Here is a 19,360-nt window from a genome sequence, read left to right on the forward strand (position 1 = left end):
AGCTTCCTACCGTTGACATCACTCGTCAGCCGGTGAAGACATATAATACGCATCCTCTAACAAAAACGCAAGTACTTTTTTGAAAAATTTTGAAGTTTTTGCACTTTTTATTTATTACACTCAAATTACTCAAAAAAAACACCCTAAAAACACCTCTGTCAAGTACTTAATCACCAAAAATACCTCCTTTTTGCAGCAAATACGCAAAATAATAATAAGTACAAAAAAACTATTAAATGAAATTATTTATAAAATAATAATAAGTACAAAAAAACTATTAAATGAAATTATTTATATACTATTTAATAAAAAATGATTTAATTTAAGATATTAATATATTTGTAGAAATATTTTCTAACTCCAAAATTTCGAAACATTAGGAGTTTTAATCCCTACACCTTGCGGTGTTACAAATATCATATTATCACCGCACTTTAATACTATCTGTTTTTTATTTTGCACAATCATACAATCTTTACTTGTATTAATATATTGTTGCATTTGTTTTGCTGTCTTGCCAGATGAAGGATTATTTTCACTATTAGCAGAAACTATACTAAACATGAAAAACATAACAGCTATATATAAAAATTTATAAACTCTCATAAACGAAAATATCTACTCTTAATCACTACACTATATAAGTAAGAGTATAATCTAACTTAATAATATAGAAGAACTAAGATTAAATATCTTTTTTTGATGAATAATTAATGCTAATTAATGAGATACTATTATTTATGGAATGAGATCCATTTCTTAGATGGATATCCAGGATCTTCTTTAGTTAATATAGGCACCATATAGCCTGATGAAATCTCAGAAAGCTTTTTCATAATATCTTTAGCATTATCAATATTAAAGTGCTTAGTTCCAGAAACCGGATCTAACAAATGTATATAATAAGGAATAACTCTTGCCCTAATTAATTTTGTACTTAGTGCATATAATACATCTGGATCATCATTTACACCTCTAAGCATTGTGCTTTGATTTAAAACGATAACTCCTGACTTATGTATTTTCCTTAATACTTTACTAATATTAGTATCTATCTCATTAGGGTGATTTGCATGTGCTACAAGAACTATATCTAACTCACACCTAGAAAAAATATCTAGCAAAGTTTCAGTTATTCTTTCTGGCAAGACAATAGGTATTCTTGAGTGAATCCTTATTCTCTTAATATGTGATATTCCTCGTATCTCATTTAAAAAGAACTCCAGAACATCGTCATTATTTAGTAAAGGATCTCCTCCACTTAAAATAACTTCCTCAATACTTGGATCATTTCTTATATAATCAAAAGTTTTAAGCCAATCTTTTCTACCAGGAATATTGTCCTTATAGTCAAACTCTTTACGAAAGCAATATCTACAGTGCACAGCACAGCTTGTGTGAGCAATTAATAAAACTCTTCCATGATACTTGTGCAACAATCCTGGGATTTTATTATACTTTTTTTCATCTAGCGGATCACTACTATAATTACTATCTATAACTTCTTCATCTACAGTTGGCAAGACTTGTTTTAATAATGGATCATTAATATTGCCTTTCTCCATTCTATTAGCGAAAGATTTTGGAACAATCATTTTAAAATGATTTACTGCCTTAAACGAAACTTTTGCAATATCATTATTTATTTCTAAAAAATTCAATAGCTCCAAAGGAGAATAAAATGACTCCTTCAGAGCTTTTTTCCAGCTATTTGTAGACATAGTAAAATTTATTTTTTGATATATTTTAAGGTAGATTTTCTAGAATTAAATAATTTGAGAAGAAAATTAGAGTTTATTTTTTCTTTTTCTGAGGAGGCAGATCTGTTGCAGTACCTTCAAACACTTCTGTAGCCATCATCAAACTCTCAGAAAGAGTTGGGTGTGGATGAACTGTAAGAGCGATATCTTCAGCATCACAACCCATTTCAATAGCAAGTGCTGCTTCAGAAATAAGTTCACCAGCATTCGTACCAACAATAGAAGTACCAATGATTCTATGATTTTCATCAAATAGAACCTTAGTCATCCCTTCTGATCTACCAATACTTAGTGATCTACCACTAGCAGCCCACGGGAATACACCCTTCTCATACTTAATACCTTTAGCTTTTGCAGAAGTTTCAGTTTCACCAACCCAAGCAACTTCTGGATCAGTATAAGCAACTGAAGGAATTACTAAAGGATCAAAACTATGATTTAAACCAGAAATAACTTCAGCAGCTGTTCTTCCTTCCGGTACAGCTTTATGAGCAAGCATAGGTTGACCAACAATATCACCAATTGCAAAAATGTGCGGCACATTTGTACGAAGTTGCTTATCCACAGGGATAAAGCCTCTTTCATCAACTTTAACACCCGCTTTTTCTGCATCGATAAGCTTACCATTTGGTTTACGACCAATAGCCATAAGAACTCTATCATAACGCTCTTCTTTAGCAGGATGTTCACCTTCCATTGTTACATAGATACCATCTTTCTTAGCTTCCATAGCTGTAACACCAGTTTTTAGGCGAACTTCATATTTTTTGTTCATTTTCTCATAAGCTTTGACCATGTCTTTATCAACACCGTTCATAAGCTGATCAGCAAACTCAACAACTGTAATCTTAGTACCAAGCTCAGAATAAACCTGCGCCATCTCAAGACCAATAATACCACCACCAACTACAAGCATAGTCTCAGGAATTTCTTTCATTTCAAGAGCACCTGTTGAATCAATGATTCTGTCATCTTCAGGGACAAATGGTAAATTAATTACACTAGAACCAGCAGCAATAATACAATTATCAAAAGTAATTTTTGTAACCTTACCATCAGCAGCTTCTACAGCAAGCTCTTTGTCAGATGTAAATTTACCGTAACCTTGTACGATTTTTACTTTTCTCATCTGAGCCATACCCTTTAAACCACCAGTAAGCTTGCTTACAACATCATTCTTATACTTAAGAACTTTGTCTTTATTGATTTTCATATCACCCATTTCGATGATACCATCAGCTGCTAAATGTCTAGCTTCATTAATAACTTTAGCAATATGAAGAAGTGCTTTTGATGGAATACAACCAACATTTAGACATACACCACCGATATTTTCATATCTTTCTACTAAAACAACTTCTAGTCCTAAGTCAGCCGCTCTAAATGCTGCACTATATCCACCAGGACCACTACCTAAAACTACAACTTGTGTTTTAATATCACTCATTTTATAAAACTCCGTGTTTACATTTACATTATGATTTCACGCAAATCAGAAAGAATCTGACTATATCTTGTTAAGAACTTAGCAGCTAATGCACCATCAATAACTCTATGATCAGCTGACATAGATAAAGGTAACATAGTTCTAGGTTCAAATTCTTTACCATTCCAAACTGGCTTAACTGCAGTTTTAGATACACCCATAATAGCCACTTCCGGCATATTAATAATAGGTGTAAACGCTGTAGTTCCAAGCACACCAATACTTGAGATAGTAAATGTAGCTCCAGACATATCTTTAGAGCCTAGCTTACCATCACGAGCCTTACCAGCCAATTCCATAATATCTTTTGATATTTCAATGATACCTTTTTTGTCAGCATCTTTGATAACTGGAACCATTAGTCCTGCTGGAGTATCCGCCGCAAAACCAATATTATAATATTTCTTAAGAATTAAGTTCTCTCCATCGTTTGAAAGAGAACTGTTCATTCTTGGGAATTCTTGTAGCGCTACCGCTGCAGCTTTTACTAAGAATGATAATGGAGTGATTTTCACACCCATTTTCTCAGCAAATCCTTTTTTAGCTTTCCTAAACTCTTCAAGATCCGTAACATCAGCATCATCATAGAAAGTTACATGAGGAATTTTCACCCAGTTTCTATGTAGGTTTTTCGCACTAATTTTATTAATACGAGTTAAAGGCTGTGTTTCAATCTCACCAAATTTAGAGAAATCAACAACAGGATCATCTAAAAGATCTAAACCACTACCACTTGCAGCAACTTTACCAGTTTGAACTTGTGTTACAGCATGTTTGATATAGTTATAGCAATCTTCTTTTGTTACACGACCTTTACGACCTGTAGCTTTTACTTTGCTTAAATCAACATTTAAAATTCTAGCTAGCTTTCTAACAGCTGGAGAAGCATGAGCGTTTGAGTTATCTACTGCATACTCATTAACACTACTTTGAGCTGGTGCAGGTGCAGGAGTAGACTTAGAGTCTTGCTTAGGAGCTTCTTGTTTGGCAGGCTGACTAGGTGCTACTGCTGGAGCAGATCCTTGAGTCTTAACTTTTAAGATTAAGCTACCTTGAGAAACTTTATCACCAACTTTTGTAATAACTTCAACCACCTCTCCTGCTACTGGAGATGGAACTTCCATACTAGCCTTATCAGTCTCTAATGTAACTAAAGAATCTTCTTCTTCAATTTTATCACCAACAGCCACAGACACCTCGATAACATCAACGCTATCATAATCACCGATATCTGGAACTTGTACATCAACAACTTCTTCAGAAGCTTGAGTAGGCGCTGATGCTTCTTGTGTAGTTGACTGTTCAACTGAGGCAGATCCAGTCGCCCCAGTCTCAACTTTAAGAATCAAACTACCTTGAGAAACTTTATCACCAACTTTCGCAATAAGTTCTACAACCTTACCTGCTACTGGAGATGGAACCTCCATACTAGCCTTATCAGTTTCTAATGTAATTAAAGAATCTTCTTCAGCAACCTCATCGCCAACAGCTACAGATACTTCAATAACATCAACACTATCATAATCTCCAATATCAGGAACTTCAACATCTACTACTTGTGTAGCTTGCTGACTAGCAGGTGCTGGACTAGCTTCTTGTTTAGGCTCTTCTGCAGTTTCAGCACCAGCAACTTCAACTTCCATAATTGCTGAACCTTCTGAAACTTTATCACCAACTTTCACAGTTAGTTTAACAACTTTACCAGCTACTGGAGATGGAACCTCCATACTAGCCTTATCAGTTTCTAATGTAATTAAAGAATCTTCTTCAGCGATAACATCACCTTCAGCAACATTTACTTCAATCACATCAACACTATCATAATCCCCAATATCAGGAACCTTAACTATCTCTATAGACATTTATATCTCCTTACCGATTAGCTATAAAATGGAGCTACACGCTCTGGGTCTATATTGTACTTTTCAATTGCCGCTTTAACTTCACTAGCCTCAACTTTACCATCTAAATGTAAAGCATATAATGATGCAACAACCACATGATATCTATCTACTTCAAAGAAGCTACGTAAAGCTGCTCTACTATCAGATCTACCATATCCATCAGTACCTAAGCTTACAAATGTACTTGGGATAAACTCTCTAAGCTGATCAGTATATAATTTAATATAATCAGTAGATGCAACAACTGGGCCTTGCTCATTTTTAAAGCATTGCTCAATATAACTTTCTTTTTTCTTATCTGTTGGGTGAAGCATGTTTGTTCTAGCTACATTTTTAGCATCTCTATATAGCTCATTTGCAGAAGTCATACTCCAAACATTAGAAGTTATACCATATTCTTCTTTCAGCATTTTAGAAGCTGCTTCAACCTCTCTTAAGATAGTACCAGAACCCATTAATTGAACGTGCTTATCAGCAGGTTTGTTATCTTCTAGTTTATATAAACCTTTAAGAATACCTTCTTCAACACCTTCAGGCATTGCTCTATGAGAATAGTTTTCATTCATTACTGTAATATAGTAGAAAACATGCTCACCATCCACATACATTCTCTTAAGACCTTCACCCATGATCACCGCTAATTCATAAGCATATGTAGGGTCATATGATATACAGCTAGGAATAAGTCCAGCTTGAATATGGCTATGTCCATCTTCGTGCTGTAAGCCTTCACCATTAATTGTCGTACGACCAGATGTTCCTCCAAGCAAGAAACCTTTTGCCATAGAGTCTCCAGCAGCCCAAGCAAGATCTCCAAATCTTTGGAAACCAAACATTGAGTAATAGATCATAAATGGAATCATAGGTACCTTGTGCACACTATAAGAAGTAGCTGCGGCTAACCAAGAGCTTAATCCACCCTGCTCGTTAATACCTTCTTGCAAAATTTGTCCATCTTTACTTTCTTTATAGAACATAACTTGCTTTTTATCTTCTGGTACATACTGTTGACCTTGTGGATTATATATACCTAATTGTCTAAATAAGCCTTCCATACCAAAAGTACGTGACTCATCAACTGTTATTGGTACAATATGTTTTCCAATCTTTTTGTCTTTTGCTAAATGAGACAATATTCTAACGAAAGCAGTTGTTGTAGAAAACTCTCTATCACCACTATCATCTAATAGGCTTTTAGCAAATTCTTTGTAACTAGGAACTTCTAAAGCTTGATTATTTTCTAATCTCTTAGGAATATAACCACCTAAATCTTTTCTCTTAGAATGAAGATATTTCATCTCTGGAGAATCTTCAGGTAACTTGATAAGTCTATAGCTCTCAACATCATCTTTTGTTGCTGGAACATTAAATCTATTTTTAATATGCTCAAGTGCATCTGTATCTAGCTTCTTAACATTATGAGCAATATTTTTTGACTCGCCCCACTCACCTAGACCATAACCTTTAACAGTCATTGGCAATATAAGTATTGGACGACCATTTTTAGTTTCAGTAGCTTTCTTATACGCAGCATAGATCTTTAATGGATCATGACCTCCGCGACGAAGAGAAGCAATATCAGCATCAGACATATCTTTCGCTAAAGCTTCTAGATCTTCATCTCCACTAAATACAACTCTACGACATTCAGCACCACCATGAGCTTTAATTGTATGGAATTGTCCATCATTAAGCTCACTTAATCTTTGTGCTAATTTCTTACCGCCTTTTGGGTCTTGTAATAATTTATCCCAATCACTACTCCAGAGGACTTTAATAACATCCCATCCTGCACCCATAAATGAATTAGCAAGCTCTTCAACAATGTTACCATTACCATTTACAAGACCATCTAATCTTTGTAGGTTACAGTTAATAACGAAAATAAGATTATCTAAACCTTCTCTACCAGCTCTAGTGATAGCACCCATTGATTCTGGTTCATCCATCTCACCATCACCACAGAAAGCCCAAACTTTACGATCTGCAGTTTCAGCTAATCCTCTAGCTTCTAAATACTTCATAAATCTAGCTTGATAAATAGCTTGAAGAGGGCCTAGACCCATAGAAACTGTTGGGAACTGCCAATATGTAGGTTGTAGATGTGGATGCGGATACGAAGATACTGCATTCTCACCATCAAAAGCTTGTCTTCTAAAGTTTTCTAACTGTTTCTCTGTTATTCTACCTTCTAAGAATGAACGCGCATACACGATTGGAGAAAGATGTCCTTGATAGAATATCAAATCACCTGCATGATTATCATTTGGAGCTTTCCAGAAATGGTTAAAACCAACCTCATAAAGAGTCATAGCACCAGCACCAGTACCAATATGACCACCTATTGAGCCATCTTTTTTATTAGCTGCTGCAACCATAACAGCAGAGTTCCATCTATTTACGGCCTCAATTCGCTCTTCTAGCTCCATATCTCCTGGATAGCTAGGTTGCTCACTAACATCGATAGAGTTAATGTAACTCTTAACCTTAGCTGTAGAATAAGCACTTTGTATGCCTAACTCTGAACCTTTAGTTAAAAGCTGTTCAAATAAAAACTTAGCTCTATCAACGCCTTCTCTTTTAACGACATCTTCAAAAGCCTCAAGCCATTCTTGAGTCTCCAAAGCATCAATATCTTTAGTGAAATCCGACATCCTTTGTCCTCCGAATTAATCGAATATTAACGAAATTAAAAAACTTATTTGTTTGATTATAAGTCAATAGATAAGCAACATCAACTATATAACGCATTTCTATAGTCATACATACAAACACTACTCATATCAACAATAACAAAACAAGCTTATTTAGAGCCAAATAAAAACACTAAACCTACTTATAACGAAGATTCTTGTTTTTAGAAACCTATTAATTAGTCCTACGTTTGTTTTTCTTGACTGAACTGAGCTACAAAGAACTTCTAGCGTACAATATTCGAGTGTTTTTGGGTTTATATATCTAGAATACAAGATATAAACACTTGCAATCAACTAGTTAAGAGCAAGTTTCTAAGTCTTATTGTAAGACTAACAAAATTCATTAATTAAAAATACCTAATTTAGGACTAAAAAATCTACTACTATTAACTATAATAAATAATCAATATTATCATCATTATCAAATGACTCTAATATAAAATCGAAATTTAAAGAGAAACCTATAACCTTAAACACCTCTGCAAGCTTATCATTTAATAAAAGATCTTTTATATCATTATTATATCTTAGCTGATCTTTTTGACTTAAGCTTTTAGAATGTTCTGTAAATACTTCCGATATCCCTGATCTTTTTAAAAAGTTTGCCTGAGTCATATAGCCATCAAGTTCAAAACCAACTTCAGTTGCTGCTTCAGCAACAGTTGTAAAATCAACATGTGCTGTAATATCTTGCTCTCCAATATTAATAAATGGGTCAAAATTAACTTTATGATGATGGTAACAAGCCAAAGTCCCCATATTTCTTTCCTTAGAATAATATTCTGCTCTGTGATAACCATAATCACATAGAAAAACAATCCCCTCAGATAAGCTATCTTTCAATGCCTTAATCCATGGCCTTATCCATGTATTGACTTCACTTGTATAACCATCTGCAAAAGTTATATCATCACCCAATATCCTATTAATCTCTGAAGTAAATCGATTATCATTCTCTGACATATCAGCAAATTCAAAACTAGCATCACATTTAAATGTAACTCCTTGCTGAAAGATCGCCCCCTCTCTAGATGTAAAGATATCAACTGGCATTGCATCTAAAACCTCATTAGCAAAAACCACAGCTTTTAATTTTTGTTTAGGCAATTCATTTAACCAAAGAAACTTATCGTATAAATCAGGTATATTTTTTCTTATATATTCTTGTTGCCTTAATTTAAGATCATTGCTCAGTTCAATTATTATATATTTATCTGGCAATTGTCCTAGCTTAAACAACTCATCCATACAATCTGTAGCAAATTTACCATTACCTGCCCCAAACTCTATAACATAAGTATCTCTACCGAGCTCGGACAACACTAGTGCAAATTGTCTTGCAAAAGTTCTGGCAAAAAGTGAACTTTGAGTTGTCGCTGTTATAAAATCTCCCTGAGGCGAGATTTTATCCTTTGACCCTGAGTAATACCCTATCTCTGGGTAATAAAGAGCCAACTGCATAAACTCCCTAAAAGAGATCTGCCCAGCTGCACTAATTTTGTCTGAAATAACCTTCTGTAATGTCAAAACATTCTATAAATAAACTAAGAAATTAGCTGTATTTTAAAGTTAAAACCTTTTTTAATCAAAAAAATGTGACTTTTTACAAAAAAAATATTAAAATTTGACCTCAAATAATTTGTTTACTTAAGTTATTAATATAATGAGTATAATAAGAACTTTTCCAATTGGTATAACAGGTGGTATAGCTAGCGGCAAATCAACAGCTACTAAGATTCTAAAAGAAAAAATGGATCTTAACGTAGTTTGTGCCGATACTATAAGTAGAGAAATCACGAAAAAAGCATCTGTGATTAAAAACATTTCTGAGAAATTTGGTAGTGACATAGTAGTAAATAAGCAAATAAATAGAGCTATGCTACGTGCTATTATTACTGAATCAAAAGAGGCTAAAAAATGGTTGGAAGATTATCTACACCCAGTTATCAATAGAGAGATAAAAAAGCAAGTTAGAGAATCTGAAACTGCTATGACAATTGTAGATATTCCTCTTTTAGGACCATACAATATTCGTCATTATGATTATCTAAAAAAAGTAATCGTTATCAAAGCAGATCTAGAAACTAGAATCAGAAGACTTATGGAGCGTGACGGTAAAGATAGACAACAAGCTGTTGCCTTTATAAACCTTCAAATTTCAGATAATGAAAGAGAGAAAATCGCAGATTATACAATCGATAACACAAATCTAAGCGACCAAGAGTTAGAAAATAAATTAATTGAAACAATTAATGACATAACTAACTTGACTAATTAAAAACAAGCATTTATAATACATCTCACTTTTGCACCCATAGCTCAACTGGATAGAGTACTCGGCTACGAACCGAGCGGTTAGGGGTTCGAATCCCTTTGGGTGTGCCATAGTTTCAAGCGGGAATAGCTCAGTGGTAGAGCACAACCTTGCCAAGGTTGGGGTCGCGAGTTCGAGCCTCGTTTCCCGCTCCACTTTTTTTCATAAATTCCTTATTAAAAAAATCTTAATATGCTAAAATTCCTTTTGAATAAAAGCTTTATTAATATTTCTTTTTTATAATACGGAATCTTAAAATGTCACAAAAAATTATTTTAACTGGAGTTACTCCTTCGGGAACTCCTCATCTAGGGAACTATATAGGTGCGATTAAGCCTGCAATAGAAATGGTACAAAATGAAGATTATAGATGCTTATACTTCATTGCTGATCAACATTCCTTAATTAAGTTATGGGATAAAAAATTACGCCAACAGTATATATACGAGATCGCATCTTCATGGCTTGCTCTTGGACTAGATCCAGCAAAAGCTGCTTTCTATCGCCAATCTGACATCCCTGAAATCATGGAATTAACATGGATAATTAGCACGACCACATCAAAAGGCCTACTGAACCGTGCTCATGCATATAAAGCTCTAGTAGATCAAAATATGCAAGAAGAAAATGTCGATCCTGATAAAGGCATAACTATGGGATTATTTAACTATCCTGTTCTTATGGCTGCAGATATCTTAATGTTTGATGCTGATCTAGTTCCTGTAGGTAAAGATCAAATCCAACATATTGAGATTGCAAGAGATATAGCAAATCGCTTTAACCATATCTACAAAAAGCAAGCTCTTAAGGCACCCCAAGCTTTTACAAATGAAGATAGCCAGACCATATTAGGTCTAGATGGTCGTAAGATGTCAAAGAGCTATGATAATACTATACAAATATTCTCAACAGAGAAAAAACTAAGAAAACAAATAATGAAAATTATTACTAATTCTCAGTTACCTGAAGAGAAAAAAGATCCTAATAATTGCACAGTATTTTCAATATATAAAAGTATCGCCTCTGAAACAGAAATTGCTTCTCTAAAAGATAAATACTTAGCTGGCGGTCTTGGTTGGGGAGATGCAAAGCAAATATTATTTGAGAAAGTAAACGAATATTTAGCTGATGCACGTGAAAAGTACGAATACTATATCAACAACCCTAAAGTTGTTGATGAGATACTTTCTCAAGGAGCTGCCAAAGTTCGCCCGTCAGCTATTAACAAACTTAAAGAAATTAAAGATATTATAGGGATGTAGGTTGCATGCAGAAGTTAGATAATATAATTATTGCTAACTACAGCATACATTCTCTAGGACTAATATGCTGGGCAAAACAAAATTTAGGGAATAATTTCTGTGTTTTATCTGTAGATACTGGTTTCGCAGCAGATAATTGGAATGATTATTTAAATGAAGTTTTTAGCTGGCTTGATCAAGAGGATATTAGATATTTTCATCTACAATCAGAAAATACTTTTCAAGAGCTAGTCTTGGCACGTAAACAGTTTCCTTCACAGCAGTTTAGTTGGTGTGCAGGCTTTCTAAAAGGTATAACATTACTTAATAAGATCGATGAACTTGATCCTAATGGTGAGGCTAATATATTACTAAGTCATCGTAAAGACCTATCAAAAGTATCACAATTGTTAAAAAGCCTTGATGAAGAAGAAAGATATGACTATAGAGCTTTAAGATATCCACTTTTGGATAAGAAATATGACGATATTTTGAAGTTCACTCAAAGCTTACCATTTAAGCCTGCATACCATAGTTTAGAATGCCAACCTTGTATCCATATGACCCAAAGCGAGTTTAAAAATATATCTAAGCAAGATATAAATAAAGTAACTGAGCTAGAAACTAAAACAAATAGTTTCATGTTTAATAAGCATAAGTTTAATGATCTAAAGGATGATTTTTTTATACAAAATAGTATTTTAGAAGAGCTATCAAAAGCCTGTAGCTGGGAGTACAGCTGCGGCTTATAGAGGAACATATTTATGAGTGAATATTTTTTATTTAGTTTATTAACTGTAGTGGCAGCATTAATGAGCTATATTAATACTAAGTTTTTAAAACTGCCTAAAGCTATTGGTCTTACAATTCTCTCAATAACTTTCTCTGCATTGTGTGCATCGCTACTAAGTGATACAAATTTTCTTGTAGTTGCCTTATCAAGTTTTGACTTTAAAACTACCGTTTTAGATGGAATGTTATCATTTTTATTATTTGCTAATGCTCTGCACTTTAATATGATTGATCTAAAGAAAGAACTAAAAGCAGTTTTTGGCTTAGCAAGTATAGGATTACTATTATCAGCTGTTACTACAGCAGTCTTAATATATGGATTATGTTTACTAGTAAACTTTGATATTAGCTTTGGCTATTGTTTAGTTTTTGGAGCATTAATATCTCCAACTGATCCAATAGCCGTAATTAGTACACTAGCTGGTAATAAATCAATTCCTAAACATATAAAAACTCGTGTAGTTGGAGAGTCATTATTTAATGACGCTACAGGAATTGTCCTTTTTGTTGTACTTTCAAATATTTTCTTTTTTGGTAGTGGTGGAGAATTTGGTCAGGCTTTAAGTAGTCATAGTAGCATTAATACATATATTTGGTTAATTACTAAACAAATTGCTACTGAAGCTGGTGGTGGTATTGTTTTAGGTTATATCTTTGCTCAAGTAGCTCTTATTTTCCTAAAAACAAATAGAGATTCCGAAACATCTATTTTTGTTACACTTGCTGTAGCTAGTATGGGATATGTAATTGCACATAGCTTACATGTGTCAGGACCTATTGCCATGGTTGTTGCAGGTTTATTTATAGGTAACAACTTATCTGAGTGTAAAAAGAACTATCCTGAGCAAGTTGATAAGGTAGATAACTTTTGGATGGTTATTGATAATATGCTTAACTCATTCTTATTTATACTTATCGGTCTAGAGTTAACTAGTATTCCATTTAACATGGGAGCTTTTTGGGTCGGTGTTGCTGGTATATTTATTGTAACTTTCGCAAGATTAATTAGCATCTCTATACCAATAACTGCTATTGATAAAAAACTAACTAAAGGTTCAGCAAAAGATAATCTATTAGTTGCATGGTCTGGTGTAAGAGGAGGAATATCTCTTGCTTTAGCACTTTCTTTACCAGATGAAGGTCACGTTATAGTAAGTATTACCTATACTGTTGTGATCCTTTCAATATTAGCTCAAGGATCAACGTTAAAAGTAGTTGTAAATACTATTTACCCTCATAATCTTGCTAAGAAACCAGCAAATACAGCCACAAATCAAGAATTTTAATTTGCTACTCTACTCATACTTATGGTTATAATAAGCTTTGCCAAGATACTTCACTAAATAGTTATCAACCTCAATTGCCCCAGGTGTTGAATCAGTTGGCCTACGTGGATTAACTCTATCATTAATCCAAGCATTATTATTCCATCCCTTTGTTGTCTGTATACATTCTTTAACAAAACCTTTTATTAAGTAGCGATCTTGAATTTGCATACACCCTGTTATAAATAAATCAACATATGACTGAATAATTGGATACTCTTTATTAGGCTTTTTAATTGCGTTTGGTTGCTGAGCATATATCCAGTAAGTTCCTTTTTGCAGGTTTTTTAGACCTAATGATTGTATATCTGTTGTTGGAATTTTATATCGACAATAATGCACTTCCCTACTATCTGCTGATTTCATCCCATCTGAATTAACAGGATAATAAACTGCATTTAAATGCGCACCTTGCTTTGGCACAACTAAAAGAGCTGTTGTTCTATATGATCCTCCTGCTCTTAAGCCCCAAACTCTCTCAAAATTTTTAACCTCTACTGGATAAACATTTTCTGCTTTTGGATTTGTTCTCATTCTTGATGAATCATTCATCAAACTACCATAACCAACTACAAAGTTTTGTTCATTAGAGTTTATTGATGGATGACACTCATCTGCAAAACTAGAAACAGCTAAAGCAAAACCGGCTGCGTATAAAAATATTTTTTTCATAATCATACTTCCTTATGTGAAAAAGGCTTACCTAAGAAACCCAATTTTTATAAAACTTACATTTAGAATATCTTAGTAAAGATCATAATGCATCTATTAATATAGCTGATTTGACAGTATAAAAAATAACTACTAGAGCAATACAAAATAGATATTTTAAATCATTGAGCTAATTGATATAAGAATTACCTGCATGTTACTATAAATACATCTCTTTTATCATGCCTTTAGGGATATAAGTATTATTCATTTTTAAAAAGCAAATACCATCTTCATATTTTGAAACAGTATTCATATTTTTAGCTATAACTTCACACTGTTTCTTTTCATAACGACTATTTCCTATCTCAAAATACATTAGTATAAAAACTAACAGCAGCACTAGAAATAAAGATATCATAATATATAGAAATGTTTTTTTCATATAACCTCTTTTAGAAGATTCTAAACAACATGCTAAAACCTTTATAAAAAAACTAACAAGACATAAAGTCTTATATATGATAGAGTATTTTGATTAATAATTAGTTCGCAATCTTGAATTATTTGCGCCATCCCAAGCATAGTTCTGGAAACTCTCTGTTGATGACATCAAACTCTCATAGTGATGATTACGACCATAAAAATCATAATAGTTATCTGTATACTGCTCTGGGAAAGATGACTGAAGAGTATCTTGTCCTCTTGGTATATAATAATCTGGACCTTGCGGACTATATCTGCGTGCTTGATATAAATTTTTTGAGACACTATTCATATTTACAACAGATACAGGATCATTTTGCATATTAAGCTTTTTAGAATCTTTTGACTTAACATTAGAAAAATCTGGAATACCATTTTCCTCTGTTTGATAAATAGCACAATATGCATTTAAGCTAATCAAAACACCTATAAATAATATCAATACTCTCATTTTAGCTTTTTATAAAGTTATTGTTATTCTTTAATATTGCCAAAGCTTGGTTATAATCACAATCATTTAGTATCATAACTATAGCTAATTTAACTGATTTATTAGCTTTTTTATAAAAATCTTCAGCTGTATTGTAGTCAACACCTGTAGCTTCACATATAATCCTTTTTGATCGCTCGACAAGCTTTTCATTTGTTGGTTTAACATCAACCATTAAGTTTTGATAAACTTTTCCTACAGATACCATGGATAATGTTGATATCATATTTAAGATAAGTTTTTGCGTAGTTCCAGATTTTAATCTTGTTGAACCAGTCAAAACTTCTGGACCAGGTACAGCTTCTATGTGAAGTTTAGCATACTGTGATATCTTTGCTTGCTTTGTACAACTTATAGCTACTGTCTGAGCTCCAATAGCATTAGCATATTCTAAAGCTCCTATTACATATGGAGTTCTGCCACTAGCTGCTATCCCAATAACAATATCTTTGTCTGTTAAACCTATCTGTCTTAGATCTTCTTTGCCAAATTCAGGATCATCTTCAGCACCTTCTTGAGCCTCAATAAAAGCCTTCTCACCACCTGCGATAAGGCCAACAACAGTATTATAATCAACACTAAAAGTCGGTGGGCACTCTACAGCATCTAATATACCTAGTCGACCACTTGTTCCAGCACCAACATATATTATTCTGCCGCCATTTTTGAGAGCTTGTGAAGTCTGTGTAATTACTTTTACGATATTGCCATGTTGCTCTTTTAGAGCTTCTATAACATTATACTCCTCATCTATCATTAAACTAATAGACTCTGAAATAGACATTGAATCAAGATTCAAGCTTCTTTGATTCCTTTTTTCAGTATTTACATTATCCAATATACTCATATTATTACCTTTTTAACTATTCCTAATGGATAAAGATATTTACTATCTAGATATACAGGTTCACCTGCAATATCTTCATCCTCATTGTTTTCATTATTTTTCGAATTATCCATCTGAGTCTGAAATTGATCATTTATTTCACTCTCATCTTTAGGCTTATCTTCATCTCCAAGATTATCTCTAATTTCTTGTACTTTTGAAATTAATGCATTCGGCTGAATATAAACCTTATTTACAGTATTTTTTATAGAATCAAAATCAGCTAAAATCTGTGGTGCCTCATAACTACTAAGAGCGACTTCTTGAAGCTCCTCTAAATTAGAGTTTAACTGAATCACCTTAGTGTTTGTAAAAACAAATAAATAACCAAATTTTGGCACAATTAACTGAATGATATCACCTGACTGTTGTTTATTTTGTGGATCACTTGAGCCTGTCACCATATCACCTGCAACACCACCAAAATCAAACTCCTTCTCTAATCCATTTGAACCATAATCAAAAGGTTCAAAACCTCCATAACCTTTAACATACTCATACCTATGAATCTTATTTGGCTCAAATGTAAAAATATACATAGAATCTTCATCTTTTGAAATTATGACCGGATTTCCAAATGTCTCACCATCAATATAAGTATCTAAGCTCTTTCCAACTCTATGATCACCATTATAGTTAAAATCACTTACACCCATAAGAGTTTTACTTTGGCTATTAGGATGAAAGATAAGTACCATATTTGCATTAAGATTATTTGCTGTATCTGGTACTAAAAGTTTAATATTCTTATCACTTAATTTTGCTTTGAACTCTAATGTATCTGCCAACTTAAGGCTATAGTTCTCATTTACTCTTGAATACTGTGAATAATAAACCTCTAAGACTTCTCTATTTCCTTTCTTTTTATCGGCTTTTCTTACTAGCATAAGTTGTGGAGGTTCATCATTTTCATCAAAATACCACACAACATCAAAGATATTATCTTTGAGAAACTGTCCTCCAGATGATCCTTTGCCACCTCGTTGGATAACAGCTCGCCATTGGCCAATGTCATTACCTAACTCTTCATTAGCTGCAGCTAATCCTTTAACATCTTCATTCAAGATATCATCTAATAAAAAATGCGTAGTAAATAATTTATCAGTATCATATAAAAGTAAATATAAATTCCACTGTCCCTTTTCTAAATTCCAGCCGACTTTTACTTTATAGTTAATACCCATAGAATCTGGAATAGGAACACCAATTTTAGCTTTCTCAGTAAATATATCTATCTGTCTATTTTGTTTTTGAATAAAACCAATAAAGCCTTTAGCTTTATCTTTCATTCCTCCATCATTAGACAAACGATATGTTCTTGCTCTATAGTCAGTAATAGCAGCTGTATTTATCATTGGAACATTTATTGCTATAAATTCTCCACCAAAATTTTGGTATAGATTAGCACTTAATGCGTTATAGATAATTCTCTCTTTTAGATCTACAGCTGAGCCTAAATTAGATGCTTCATATATTGCATTATAACTATTGTATTGTTGTGACTGGAAAAGCTCGGCATTATTCCCTTTAGGAAAAAAAGATGAAATATCATCATCATTAACAACTATCTCAAATTTGCTATCACCTATTACAAACTCATTTGATTTTGTGAAATCTATATCATCTTTAGCATTTAATATATAAGTTTCACCAAGCACTTTTTCATTACTGTTTTTAATAATACTTTTAGTAGTAAGCAACCCCATCTTAAAGGTATATAGAAGACCGGTTAATAACACCATAACTACAAATGAAAATATTAATGCCATTAACAATGCTGAACCTGACCTTTTAGAATTAAGATTTTTATGTAGCCTTTGCATCTATGCATCTCCTACCAAAAATATTTTACTAGTTGGCTGACCAGAAACTTTAAAAGAGACTCTCAATGCTGCAATCGTATCGCTTCTTACATTAATAGGAGCTTTTTCTATCTCTTGCCAATTTAGCTCTGCACTACCTCTATGTATATCAGAGTTTAAAACATATTGAATTTTTAAGTCACTAACATTACTTATCAACTCATACATTGATGAGTCATTTGAATTTTGTTTTATATATTCATATAGTGAATATAACTCTTTTCCATCTTTATCTTTTTTACCAGTATCTGCAACAAAGAAAATCTCTAGAACATACTTACCAACATAGTCCCCTACTTTAAATTTGTTCTCAATACGATTAGTTGTTGAAACAAAATCTCCTGTTATAGCCCCTGCCTTAACTAGATCACACTCAAAAGCATTACATAAAACTAAATAATCATCGATAGAAATATTTCTTTCTGGTGATATATTCTTTTGAAAATCATTTACCTTAAAAATATTATTTGAAGAATTTGTTTTTAAACTAGAGTCCAAACTACTTCTCTGGATTACAAGATAATCAGTATCTGGCTCAACACAATGTATCTCTTTATTAAGGTTCATACTTTTTAAATCACCCTGATCAGCCTTACGTTGCTGACAAGATTCAAAAGGTAAAGTTAAACCTTCTGGCAAACCTGAAACTTCCTCAATAGGAGCCTTACCTATAGTAATAATCCCCATTTTACCGAAGATATCTCCAAGGTTATCCCCTGAGTTATCCACAAGGTGTTGATGCAAATCTCCATATTTTGTGATATAGCCAGCATGACCTATAGCATTATAAAAGATTTGCTTAACCATTAGTTGATCGGTATTTATCCTATGTTTTTCATTAAGCTTTGTATATTGTTGCTTCATATTGATATAAATACCCAAGGCCATCGACATAACTATAGCAGCTATAACCATTGATACCATTAGCTCTGGCAAGGTAAAACCAGATGCTTTATTGCTTTTTCTGACTATCACTTTGCTTTACCTCTCGCTGTATAATTTTGACTCTATCAGCGACACCCATAGTATCGTCAAAAGCAGCTATATTGACTAATTTATAAATCACCTTGACATTTTTAGAAGCCAGTTTCTGCTGTTTTTTATCAGCTTTTTCAGCCATTTTTTTGATATCTGCAATACTGTATGAATTAAATCTATCCACAGACTTTTTCTCTTCTACAGGCTTTGCTTGTTTTTCTACTTTTAGGACTACTGTTTTTTTGAATTCTATACCATCTTTAGTTTTAGAATCATCAAAGACTCCAGTAAGACGATAGATATTTACTCTTTCATCAAGAATTGATGCGATCTCATCTTTTTTATTCTCAAGAGTTATATTAATTAAGACACTATTTAGAAGAAGAAAACCAGAAGAAAGTACAAATAACAAAATCATTGCAGCAAGCATAGATTCTACTATACCAAATCCTGCTTGTGATTTTGCCACTCGTAAGTTCATAAATCATT

At 33.0% G+C, this 19,360-nt stretch carries 17 protein-coding genes and 2 tRNA genes; 6 read left to right on the forward strand and 13 right to left on the reverse strand.

Going from position 1 to position 19,360, the window contains the following annotated elements:
* Nucleotides 1-354: 354 nt before the first annotated feature.
* From FIP56_RS08525 to FIP56_RS08550, 6 genes are all read right to left on the reverse strand, one after another.
* Nucleotides 355-606 carry a hypothetical protein gene (locus FIP56_RS08525; RefSeq protein ID WP_192578494.1) on the reverse strand — a complete coding sequence of 84 codons (252 nt, stop codon included), beginning with the start codon at nt 604-606 and terminating at the stop codon, nt 355-357.
* 128 nt (nt 607-734) lie between these two features.
* Nucleotides 735-1,721, reverse strand: a complete 987-nt coding sequence (gene epmB, locus FIP56_RS08530) for an EF-P beta-lysylation protein EpmB (RefSeq protein ID WP_192578495.1) — start codon at nt 1,719-1,721, stop codon at nt 735-737.
* Nucleotides 1,722-1,794: 73 nt separating this feature from the next.
* Nucleotides 1,795-3,207, reverse strand: coding sequence for a dihydrolipoyl dehydrogenase (lpdA, locus tag FIP56_RS08535; RefSeq protein ID WP_192578496.1), 1,413 nt, complete (start codon nt 3,205-3,207; stop codon nt 1,795-1,797).
* A 23-nt stretch (nt 3,208-3,230) separates the two neighbouring features.
* Entirely contained in the window at nt 3,231-5,108 is a 1,878-nt protein-coding gene (gene aceF / locus FIP56_RS08540; RefSeq protein ID WP_192578497.1) for a pyruvate dehydrogenase complex dihydrolipoyllysine-residue acetyltransferase, read from the reverse strand.
* A gap of 17 nt (nt 5,109-5,125) precedes the next feature.
* Entirely contained in the window at nt 5,126-7,804 is a 2,679-nt protein-coding gene (aceE, locus tag FIP56_RS08545; RefSeq protein ID WP_192578498.1) for a pyruvate dehydrogenase (acetyl-transferring), homodimeric type, read from the reverse strand.
* A gap of 432 nt (nt 7,805-8,236) precedes the next feature.
* Nucleotides 8,237-9,373, reverse strand: a complete 1,137-nt coding sequence (locus FIP56_RS08550; protein ID WP_192578499.1) for an SAM-dependent methyltransferase — start codon at nt 9,371-9,373, stop codon at nt 8,237-8,239.
* A 136-nt stretch (nt 9,374-9,509) separates the two neighbouring features.
* Here FIP56_RS08550 and coaE point away from each other — a divergent pair, with 136 nt between their 5' ends.
* The 6 genes from coaE to FIP56_RS08580 all read left to right on the forward strand — a co-directional run bounded on the left by coaE (nt 9,510) and on the right by FIP56_RS08580 (nt 13,479).
* On the forward strand, nt 9,510-10,124 hold the full coding sequence (gene coaE / locus FIP56_RS08555) for a dephospho-CoA kinase (RefSeq protein ID WP_192578500.1): 615 nt from the start codon (nt 9,510-9,512) through the stop codon (nt 10,122-10,124).
* Nucleotides 10,125-10,154: 30 nt separating this feature from the next.
* Nucleotides 10,155-10,231: transfer RNA gene (locus FIP56_RS08560), tRNA-Arg, on the forward strand.
* A 9-nt stretch (nt 10,232-10,240) separates the two neighbouring features.
* A tRNA-Gly gene (locus FIP56_RS08565) sits at nt 10,241-10,315 on the forward strand.
* A 102-nt stretch (nt 10,316-10,417) separates the two neighbouring features.
* Nucleotides 10,418-11,422, forward strand: coding sequence for a tryptophan--tRNA ligase (trpS, locus tag FIP56_RS08570; protein ID WP_192578501.1), 1,005 nt, complete (start codon nt 10,418-10,420; stop codon nt 11,420-11,422).
* 5 nt (nt 11,423-11,427) lie between these two features.
* Nucleotides 11,428-12,153 (forward strand): hypothetical protein, encoded by a 726-nt coding sequence (locus FIP56_RS08575; RefSeq protein ID WP_192578502.1) that lies wholly within the window; start codon nt 11,428-11,430, stop codon nt 12,151-12,153.
* A 12-nt stretch (nt 12,154-12,165) separates the two neighbouring features.
* Complete coding sequence (locus FIP56_RS08580; protein WP_192578503.1) at nt 12,166-13,479, forward strand: sodium:proton antiporter; 1,314 nt, start codon at nt 12,166-12,168, stop codon at nt 13,477-13,479.
* A gap of 9 nt (nt 13,480-13,488) precedes the next feature.
* Here the strand turns inward: FIP56_RS08580 and FIP56_RS08585 are convergent, their stop codons facing one another.
* The 7 genes from FIP56_RS08585 to FIP56_RS08615 all read right to left on the reverse strand — a co-directional run bounded on the left by FIP56_RS08585 (nt 13,489) and on the right by FIP56_RS08615 (nt 19,352).
* On the reverse strand, nt 13,489-14,190 hold the full coding sequence (locus FIP56_RS08585) for a gamma-glutamylcyclotransferase family protein (RefSeq protein WP_192576961.1): 702 nt from the start codon (nt 14,188-14,190) through the stop codon (nt 13,489-13,491).
* Nucleotides 14,191-14,389: 199 nt separating this feature from the next.
* Nucleotides 14,390-14,614 (reverse strand): hypothetical protein, encoded by a 225-nt coding sequence (locus tag FIP56_RS08590; RefSeq protein ID WP_192578504.1) that lies wholly within the window; start codon nt 14,612-14,614, stop codon nt 14,390-14,392.
* 93 nt (nt 14,615-14,707) lie between these two features.
* Nucleotides 14,708-15,106 carry a hypothetical protein gene (locus FIP56_RS08595; RefSeq protein WP_192578505.1) on the reverse strand — a complete coding sequence of 133 codons (399 nt, stop codon included), beginning with the start codon at nt 15,104-15,106 and terminating at the stop codon, nt 14,708-14,710.
* Nucleotide 15,107: 1 nt separating this feature from the next.
* On the reverse strand, nt 15,108-15,992 hold the full coding sequence (gene murQ / locus FIP56_RS08600) for an N-acetylmuramic acid 6-phosphate etherase (protein ID WP_192578506.1): 885 nt from the start codon (nt 15,990-15,992) through the stop codon (nt 15,108-15,110).
* Nucleotides 15,989-17,854 (reverse strand): hypothetical protein, encoded by a 1,866-nt coding sequence (locus FIP56_RS08605; protein ID WP_192578507.1) that lies wholly within the window; start codon nt 17,852-17,854, stop codon nt 15,989-15,991. The genes murQ and FIP56_RS08605 overlap by 4 nt, the downstream gene beginning before the upstream one ends.
* Nucleotides 17,855-18,868, reverse strand: coding sequence for a prepilin-type N-terminal cleavage/methylation domain-containing protein (locus FIP56_RS08610; protein WP_192578508.1), 1,014 nt, complete (start codon nt 18,866-18,868; stop codon nt 17,855-17,857). It lies immediately after the preceding gene.
* On the reverse strand, nt 18,846-19,352 hold the full coding sequence (locus tag FIP56_RS08615) for a pilus assembly protein (RefSeq protein WP_192578509.1): 507 nt from the start codon (nt 19,350-19,352) through the stop codon (nt 18,846-18,848). The genes FIP56_RS08610 and FIP56_RS08615 overlap by 23 nt, the downstream gene beginning before the upstream one ends.
* Nucleotides 19,353-19,360 lie beyond the last annotated feature (8 nt).

Source organism: Francisella sp. LA112445 (genome assembly GCF_012224145.1).
Lineage (GTDB): Bacteria > Pseudomonadota > Gammaproteobacteria > Francisellales > Francisellaceae > Francisella.